Here is an 8,016-nt window from a genome sequence, read left to right as displayed (position 1 = left end):
TGGCCACCCTGCCCGCGGTCGCCGGCCCGGTGGTCCTGCTGGACGTCGGCGGCTCCCTGGAGCCCGGCGCGGCCACCCTCGCCCGGCACGCCGTCCTGGGTGCCGCCTACGCCGCCGTCGCGCACGCCGTCGCCACGCCCCGGGTCGGGCTGCTCTCCGTCGGCACCGAGGCGGGCAAGGGCGACCGGCTGCGCCGCGCCGCCGATCCCCTGCTGGCCGCCGTGCCCCTGCCGGGTGGTGCCCGCTACGTCGGCCTGGTCGAGGGGTACGACGTCGCCCTCGGCGCGCGCGCCGATGTCGTGGTCACCGACGGGTTCACCGGTAACGTGCTGCTCAAGGCGATCGAGGGCGCGTACGCGATGGCGGGTGGACCGCCCGCCAGCGGCGGTGCTCCCCGGGCGGCGGCCCTGCTCGGCGTTTCCGGCACGGTGGTCGTCTGCCACGGCGCGGCCCGCCCCGACGACGTCGCCTCCGGCATCGCGCTCGCCGCCCACCTGTGGCGGCGCGGCGCCACCGACACGATCTCCGCCCTGCTCGAGGGCGTTCCGCAGGATCCCGCACACAGTGACGACAACGAGGTGACGCGATGAGCTCGAGAAGTGAGCTGGCGAGCCTCATGGTCGCAAATGAAGGGGCAACGGTATGACGAACGACAAGCGGCGGCGGGCTCCCGTCGCTCACCTGGAGGCGGCCTTCGGGGTGTCGCTCGACCCGGAGCTGCTGGAGCGCGCGCTGACCCACCGCTCGTACGCGTACGAGAACGGCGGCCTGCCCACCAACGAGCGGCTGGAGTTCCTGGGCGACTCGGTGCTCGGCGTGGTGATCACCACCGCGCTCTTCCACAACCACCCGGACCTGCCGGAGGGGCAGCTCGCCAAGCTGCGGGCCAGCGTGGTCAACATGCGGGCGCTCGCCGACGTGGCGCGCGGCCTCGGGCCGGACGGACTCGGCGCGTACCTGCTGCTGGGCAAGGGCGAGGAGACCACCGGCGGGCGGGACAAGGCGAGCATTCTCGCCGACACCCTGGAGGCGCTGCTCGGCGCGATCTACCTCCAGTACGGCCTGGACACCGCGGCGATCGTGATCCACCGGCTGTTCGACCCGCTGATGGCCGAGTCGGCCGGCCGGGGCGCCGCCCTGGACTGGAAGACCAGCCTGCAGGAGTTGACCGCCGCGCTGGGCCTGGGCGTGCCGGAGTACCGCATCGAGGGGACCGGCCCGGACCACCTGAAGACGTTCACCGCCTGGGTGGTGGTGGCCGGCAACCGGTACGGCGGGGCCGAGGGCCGGAGCAAGAAGGAGGCCGAGCAGCGGGCCGCCGAGTCCGCCTGGCGGATGCTGACCGAGCAGGATCAGGCCGCGCTGGCCGCGGCGGAGGCGGCCGAGCCGGCGGCCGACGCCGCCGAGGCGGGCGCCGGCCGTGCCTGAGCTGCCCGAGGTCGAGACGGTCCGGCAGGGGTTGGCCCAGTGGGTCATCGGCCGCCGGATCATCTCGGTGGAGGTGCGGCATCCCCGCGCGGTACGCCGGCACCAGCCCGGCGGTGAGCATTTCGCCGACGTGCTCAGGGACCGGACGGTCATCGACGTCCGGCGCCGCGGTAAGTACCTCTGGCTGCCGCTGGACAGCGGTGACGCCCTCATCGGCCACCTGGGCATGTCCGGTCAGCTGCTGCTGCAGCCGGTCGGGGCGGCCGACGAGCTGCACCTGCGGGTCCGGTTCCGGTTCGCCGACGACGGCCCCGAGCTGCGCTTCGTCGACCAGCGCACGTTCGGCGGGCTGTCCGTCTCGGAGGGGGGCGCCGAGCTGCCCGCCGAGATCGCGCACATCGCCCGGGATCCGATGGACCCGGAGTTCTCCGACGCCGGCTTCGTGGCGGCGCTGCGTCGGCGGCGTACCGAGGTGAAGCGGGCGCTGCTCGATCAGACGCTCATCTCCGGCGTCGGCAACATCTACGCCGACGAGGCGCTGTGGCGGGCGAAGCTGCACGGCGTCCGGCCCACCGACGCGCTTACCGGCCCGGCCGCGCTGCGGTTGCTCGGCCACGTGCGGGACGTGCTCGGCGAGGCGATCAAGGAGGGCGGCACCAGCTTCGACGCCCTCTACGTCAACGTCAACGGCGAGAGCGGTTACTTCGACCGCTCGCTGAACGTCTACGGCCGCGAGGGCGAGCCGTGCCGGCGGTGCGGGGCGCCGATCCGCCGGGAGCCGTTCATGAACCGGTCGTCGTACAGCTGCCCGCGCTGCCAGCCGCGGCCCCGGGGGTCCCTCCGGGGATGACCCCGATCGGGGCTCGGGGATGCGCCGGTGTGCCGTCCCCGGCCGGTCCCGGCGCGTCCCCGACGGGCGCCGCCTTTCGCCCTTTCTGTCCGATTGGTTGACCGGCCCTGACTCGTTCGGCCCGGAGCTACCGGTTCCGGGACGAGCCGGGGCCGAACCCCGATGTCCGCGCACCCCGTCCTGCCTAGCGTCAGCACCGTCGGCAGAGGACCGACGCGTGGAGGGGGAACCCGGATATGGGCAGGCGACCGGTGACGGTGCGGTTGGCGCGGTGGAGTGCGGAGCATCCGTGGCGGGCCATCGCGATGTGGGTGGTGTTCGTGGCGGTCTGCTTCGTCGGCGGCAACGCCGCCGGACTCAACGAGGCGACTCTCGAAGACCAGGCGGTCGGCGAGTCCGGCCGGGCCGGGGTGATCGTCGCGTCCGGTGACTTCGCCGATCCGGCCGTGGAGAACGTCCTGATCACCGCCCGCACCGGGAACCTCGACCGGACGGCGGCGCAGGCGGCGGCCGACGACGCCGCGACCCGGCTACGGGGGGTGACCGGGGTCGCCTCGGTCGGCCAGCCGGTGCCCGCCCGGGACGGGTCGGCGCTGCTGGTGCCGATCACCATGTCCGGTGACCCGGAGACCGCGTCGGACCGGGTACAGCCGCTGCGGGACGCCACCGCCTCGGTGCAGGAGGCGCACCCGCAACTGCGGATCGAGCAGGTCGGCGGGCCGTCGATCAACAAGGCGCTCGACGACACGCTGGGCAGGGACTTCAAGCGGGCCGAGCTGCTCAGCCTGCCCGTCACCCTGGCCATCCTGATCATCGCGTTCGGGGCGCTCATCGCCGCCGGCGTACCGGTGCTGCTCGCGCTCTCCTCGGTCGCGGCGGCGATGGGGCTCTCCACCCTCGCCTCGCACCTGGTGCCGGCCACCGACACCACGTCCAGCGTGATCCTGCTGATCGGCATGGCGGTTGGCGTCGACTACTCGCTCTTCTACGTCCGTCGGGAACGGGAGGAACGCGCCAAGGGACGCGCCGGGCTCGACGCGGTGGAGATCGCCGCGGAGACGTCCGGACACGCCGTGGTGGTCTCCGGCTTCGCGGTGATGATTTCGATGGCCGGGCTGCTGCTCGCCAACGACGCGATCTTCTCCTCGCTCGCCGTCGGCTCGATCCTGGTCGTCGCGGTGGCGGTGACCGGCTCGCTGACCGTGCTCCCGGGCCTGCTGGCCAAGCTGGGCCGCTGGGTCGACCGGCCCCGGGTGCCGCTGCTCTGGCGGCTCACCGCGCCGCGTACGGGTCGGCACGGGGAGCCCGCCCGGCCCCGGTTCTGGCCGGCCGTGCTGAAGCCGGCGCTGCGGGCACCGCTGGCCACGCTGGTGATCTCGGTGGGGCTGCTGCTCGCCCTGGCCGCCCCGATGCTCGGCATGAAGCTGAAGTTCCCCGGCATGGAGGACCTGCCCCGCACCACGCCCGCCATGCAGGCGTACGACCGGCTCACCGCCGCCTTCCCGAGCAACGGCACCAGCCACACGGTGGCTGTGCGGGCGCCGGCCGAGCAGGCCGACCGGGTGCGCGCCGCGCTGACCGACCTGGCCGGCCGGGCCGCCGCCGACCCGCTCTTCGCGCCGGCCGAGGGGGACGGCCCGAAGATCAAGGTGTCGGCCGACCGGCGGGTGGCGGTGCTGGAGGTGGCCACCCCGTACGCCAGCCGTACGGACGAGGCGGCGCGGTCGCTGCACGAGCTGCGCGACGACCTGGCGCCCGCCGCGTTGCGGGGCATCCCCGGCGTCGAGTACGCGGTCGGCGGCGGCGTCGCCGACAGCGAGGACTACTCCCGGCACATCGAGGAGAAGCTGCCGGTCGTGATGGCCTTCGTGCTGGCGCTGACCTTCCTGGTGATGGCCTGGACGTTCCGGTCGGTGGTGGTCGCGGTCACCTCGATCATGCTCAACCTGCTCTCCGCCGGTGCCGCGTACGGCCTGCTGGTCCTGGTCTTCCAAGGCGACTGGGCCGAGGGGCTGCTCGGCTTCACCTCGATCGGGGCGATCGTCTCCTGGCTGCCGCTCTTCCTCTTCGTGGTGCTCTTCGGGCTCTCCATGGACTACCACGTCTTCGTGGTCAGCCGGATCCGCGAGGGCATCCGGGCCGGCATGTCGAACCGGGACGCGGTCGCGTACGGGATCACCTCCTCGGCCGGGGTGGTGACCAGCGCGGCGATCGTCATGGTCGGCGTCTTCGCGATCTTCGCGTCGCTCAGCACGATCGACATGAAGCAGCTCGGCATCGGCCTGGCCGCGGCGATCCTGCTGGACGCCACGATCATCCGGGCGGTGGTGCTGCCGTCGCTGATGACCCTGCTCGGCGACCGGAACTGGTGGGCTCCCCGGTTCCTGCGGCCCCGGGCGGCGACCCCGCCCGCCGAGCCGCCCACCCCGGCACCGGAGCTGGTCGGCGCCCGCTGACCTGCGCAGTTCCGCCCGAGGGGGCCGGCCCACACCGGGCCGGCTCCCTCGGCAGTCTGATGAATCACGGCCTTGTTACCGGCGGATTAACCATCGGGGTGGCGGGGCATCTTGGCCGCCATGGACGAACTGCGCATGCAGGTGCGCGGCCTTCGGGCCGGTGCCCCGGACGAACCCGAAGCCCCCCGGAGCACGCGATGAGCACCGACGTGCAGACCGGAACCGTACGCACCAACGTCCCGGCCCGGCTGGACCGGCTGCCGTGGTCCCGCTGGCACTGGATGATCGTCATCGGCCTGGGCACGGTGTGGATCCTCGACGGCCTCGAGGTGACCATCGTCGGCAACCTCTCCGGCAAGCTGGCCGAGCCGGGCAGCGGCCTGAGCATCACCCAGAGCCAGGTCACCGGTCTCGCCGCCGCCCTCTACGTCGCCGGTGCCTGTACCGGTGCGCTCTTCTTCGGCTGGTTGACCGACCGGTTCGGCCGCAAGAAGCTGTTCCTCCTGACCCTCGGCCTGTACCTGGTCGCCACCGCGCTCACCGCGCTCTCCTTCGACACCTGGTGGTTCTTCCTGTTCCGGTTCCTGACCGGTATGGGTATCGGTGGTGAGTACGCGGCGATCAACTCGGCGATCGACGAGCTGATCCCGGCGCGGCACCGCGGCCGGATCGACATCGTCATCAACGGCACCTTCTGGCTCGGCGCCGCGATGGGCGCGCTGCTGACCGTGCCGCTGCTCAACGGCCTGCCGACCAACCTCGGCTGGCGGGTGGCCTTCGGCCTGGGCGCGGTGCTCGGCGTGGTGATCCTGCTGGTCCGCCGGCACGTCCCGGAGAGCCCGCGCTGGTTGTTCATCCACGGTCGGGCAGAGGAGGCGAACAAGCTGGTCGACTCGGTCGAGGCGGAGGTCAAGCGGGAGACCGGCAGGGAGTTGACCGAGGCCGACGACTACATCGAGATCCGGCAGCGGAAGAGCACCAACTTCCTGGAGATCGCGCGGACCCTGTTCGCCCGCTACCCGAAGCGCGCCGCGCTGGGCTTCTCGCTCTTCATCGGGCAGGCGTTCCTCTACAACGCGATCACCTTCGGCTTCGCCCAGATCCTGCAGACCTTCTTCAAGGTTCCGACCGGCAACACCGGCTACTACTTCGCGGTGATCGCGGTCGGCAACCTGCTCGGCCCGCTGCTGCTGGGCCGGCTCTTCGACACGGTCGGCCGGGTGCCGATGATCGCCGGCTCGTACATCGGCTCCGGCGTGCTGCTCCTCGGCACCGCGTGGCTGTTCCACGCCGGTGTGCTGAACGCGGTGACCATGACCGCCTGCTGGTGTGCGGTGCTCTTCTTCGCCTCGGCGGGCGCCAGCGCGGCGTACCTGACGGTGAGCGAGATCTTCCCGATGGAGACCCGGGCGATGGCGATCGCGTTCTTCTACGCCCTCGGCACCGCCGCCGGCGGTATCACCGGCCCGCTGCTCTTCGCCAAGCTGGTCGGCACCAAGCAGGTCGGCGACACCGTGCTCGCCTTCGTGATCGGCGCAGTTGTCATGATCATCGGTGGGTTGGTCGAGCTGGTGCTCGGCGTCCGGGCCGAGGGGAAGTCGCTGGAGCACCTGGCGACGCCGCTCAGCGCGGAGCACGCTCGCATCCCGTCCCCGCGCGGCGGGGCCGGGACGCCGGCTCCGGCCACCGGGGCCGCCACCGGCTGACCGCCGTCCCGTCCGAGACGCCGTCCCCGCCCTCCCGGCGGGGGCGGCGTCCGCCCTTTTCGGGTACGTCGCGCCGGCACCGCGCCCCCTGTCAGGGCAGCGGGCAGGGCTCCCGCCAGGCGTCCAGGTCCCGGTCCTTGCGGATCGAGGAGAAGCCGTACCCGACGGTGGTCACGCAGAACTCCGTCGGGTCGCCGGTGTACTCCACGTGGAAGACCGGCTTGTCGTCGTCGGTGAAGGGCAGCAGCTTGGCGCACTCCCGGCGCCGGATGCACTCCTCGTTCACCGCGAAGTCGAAGTCGGGAGCCAGCGCGGCGACCTGGGGCACGTCGTTGACCAGGCCGGGGGAGAGATCCAGGGAGCGGGCCAGCGCGGCCAGTTGCCGGTTGAACAGCAACTGGTCGTCGAAGGTGAGCGGGAAGCCGGACCGGTGCAGGTACCCGTCGGCGTCGGTGAGCGCCACCGCTCCGAAGCCCTTGCCGCGGCACAGCCGGAACCGGTCGGCCAGCACCGGCTTCAACGTGTCCCACTGCCGTACGTCCAGCCAGCGGCTGCCCGGCCGCCCTGGCACCACAGCGCCGCGGACCGCCGCCGGGAAGCGGGACGCGTCCGGGTCCGTGGTCGCGTACGACCCGACCTGGACCTGGCAGACCAGGCGCCGGCCCCGGGCGCGCAGTGCGGCGGTCTCGGTGGACGTGGTCCGCACCGGGTCGAGCAGGAAGACGTCCGCGTCGACGGTGACGTCGACCGGCCCGCTGAGCTGCCACTGCCACTGCCAGCGACGGGCGTACTCGGCGGGCCAGGGGGTGGGGGAGCCGGGCGGGGTGAGGTCGGTCCGGCACCCGGAGAGCGGGGCGAGCAGCACCAGCGCCACGATCGCGGGCAGCGCCCGGCGCAGGCGGCGTCGGAGGACGCGTGCTGGCCGGGTCCACGGCACGGGCCAGGCCGGCCGGATCCGCATCGGCAGCTCCCGGGTCGCGGGCGGCTCCCGTGCCGCCCCTGCCGGTACGCCGAGCCGTCCCCGGCGTACCTCACCCGGTCAACGAGCGCGGCCCCCGCGACGACTCGCGGTCACTGCGGGGTGCCGAAGTCCTGCGTCCAGTACGGCCCGTTGCTCCGCGCGACGCCGACCCCGATCTCGGTGAAGGAGCAGTTCAGGATGTTCGCCCGGTGTCCCGGGCTGTTCATCCAGGCGTCCATCACCGCCTCCGGCGTCTGCTGGTTCCAGGCGACGTTCTCGCCGTACGCCCGCCAGTCGTAGCCGACCCGGTCGAGCCGGTCGCCGACGTCACTGCCGTCGCTGCCGTCGTGCGACATGGTCTGGTGGTCGGCCTGGTCCTGGCTGTGCCGCTGTGCCGCCAGCATCAGCTTGTCGTTGATGGTCAGCGCCTTGCAGCCGGCCTTGGCCCGCTCGGCGTTGACCAGGTCGACGACCTCCTGGAGTTCGGCGCTGATCCGGCTGCCGGTCGAGGTGGCCTGCGCGGTGCTGGTGCCGGTGCTGGTGCTCGGCGCGGAGCTGCGCTGGAGCTGCCGGGACGGGGCGGTGGTCCGGCTGGGGGTGGGCTTGGCCGTCCGG

Annotated in this window: 6 protein-coding genes and 1 pseudogene; 5 read left to right on the top strand and 2 right to left on the bottom strand. The window is 72.8% G+C overall.

Annotated elements, in window-relative coordinates; translation table 11 throughout:
- The 5 genes and pseudogenes from DKL51_RS09140 to DKL51_RS09120 all read left to right on the top strand — a co-directional run.
- Positions 1-590: pseudogene (locus DKL51_RS09140) on the top strand (phosphate acyltransferase PlsX); the annotation flags it as partial.
- A 52-nt stretch (positions 591-642) separates the two neighbouring features.
- Positions 643-1,428, top strand: a complete 786-nt coding sequence (rnc, locus tag DKL51_RS09135) for a ribonuclease III (RefSeq protein ID WP_124811954.1) — start codon at positions 643-645, stop codon at positions 1,426-1,428.
- The gene (gene mutM, locus DKL51_RS09130) at positions 1,421-2,278 is read left to right on the top strand and encodes a bifunctional DNA-formamidopyrimidine glycosylase/DNA-(apurinic or apyrimidinic site) lyase (protein WP_109944375.1); all 858 of its coding nucleotides are present in this window, start codon (positions 1,421-1,423) and stop codon (positions 2,276-2,278) included. The genes rnc and mutM overlap by 8 nt, the downstream gene beginning before the upstream one ends.
- A gap of 236 nt (positions 2,279-2,514) precedes the next feature.
- Complete coding sequence (locus tag DKL51_RS09125) at positions 2,515-4,734, top strand: MMPL family transporter (RefSeq protein ID WP_109944374.1); 2,220 nt, start codon at positions 2,515-2,517, stop codon at positions 4,732-4,734.
- A 197-nt stretch (positions 4,735-4,931) separates the two neighbouring features.
- Positions 4,932-6,440, top strand: a complete 1,509-nt coding sequence (locus tag DKL51_RS09120) for an MFS transporter (protein ID WP_109966562.1) — start codon at positions 4,932-4,934, stop codon at positions 6,438-6,440.
- Between the two features lie 91 nt (positions 6,441-6,531).
- Here DKL51_RS09120 and DKL51_RS09115 read toward each other — a convergent pair whose 3' ends face one another.
- Both DKL51_RS09115 and DKL51_RS09110 read right to left on the bottom strand, forming a co-directional pair.
- Positions 6,532-7,401 carry an endo alpha-1,4 polygalactosaminidase gene (locus DKL51_RS09115; protein ID WP_124811953.1) on the bottom strand — a complete coding sequence of 290 codons (870 nt, stop codon included), beginning with the start codon at positions 7,399-7,401 and terminating at the stop codon, positions 6,532-6,534.
- A 110-nt stretch (positions 7,402-7,511) separates the two neighbouring features.
- Positions 7,512-8,016, bottom strand: a 505-nt coding sequence (locus DKL51_RS09110) for a CAP domain-containing protein (protein WP_148097758.1), incomplete at its 5' end; no start/stop codon positions are given.

The organism is Micromonospora globispora (assembly GCF_003857015.1).
Lineage (GTDB): Bacteria > Actinomycetota > Actinomycetes > Mycobacteriales > Micromonosporaceae > Micromonospora > Micromonospora globispora.
This window is presented reverse-complemented; position numbering and strand designations above follow the sequence as displayed.

What these genes read in the sequence shown, in the direction of transcription:
- DKL51_RS09115 (WP_124811953.1), bottom strand. Translation starts at nt 7,401, where the DNA reads ATGCGGATCCGGCCGGCCTGGCCCGTGCCGTGGACCCGGCCAGCACGC.
- DKL51_RS09120 (WP_109966562.1), top strand. Translation starts at nt 4,932, where the DNA reads ATGAGCACCGACGTGCAGACCGGAACCGTACGCACCAACGTCCCGGCC.
- rnc (WP_124811954.1), top strand. Translation starts at nt 643, where the DNA reads ATGACGAACGACAAGCGGCGGCGGGCTCCCGTCGCTCACCTGGAGGCG.
- DKL51_RS09125 (WP_109944374.1), top strand. Translation starts at nt 2,515, where the DNA reads ATGGGCAGGCGACCGGTGACGGTGCGGTTGGCGCGGTGGAGTGCGGAG.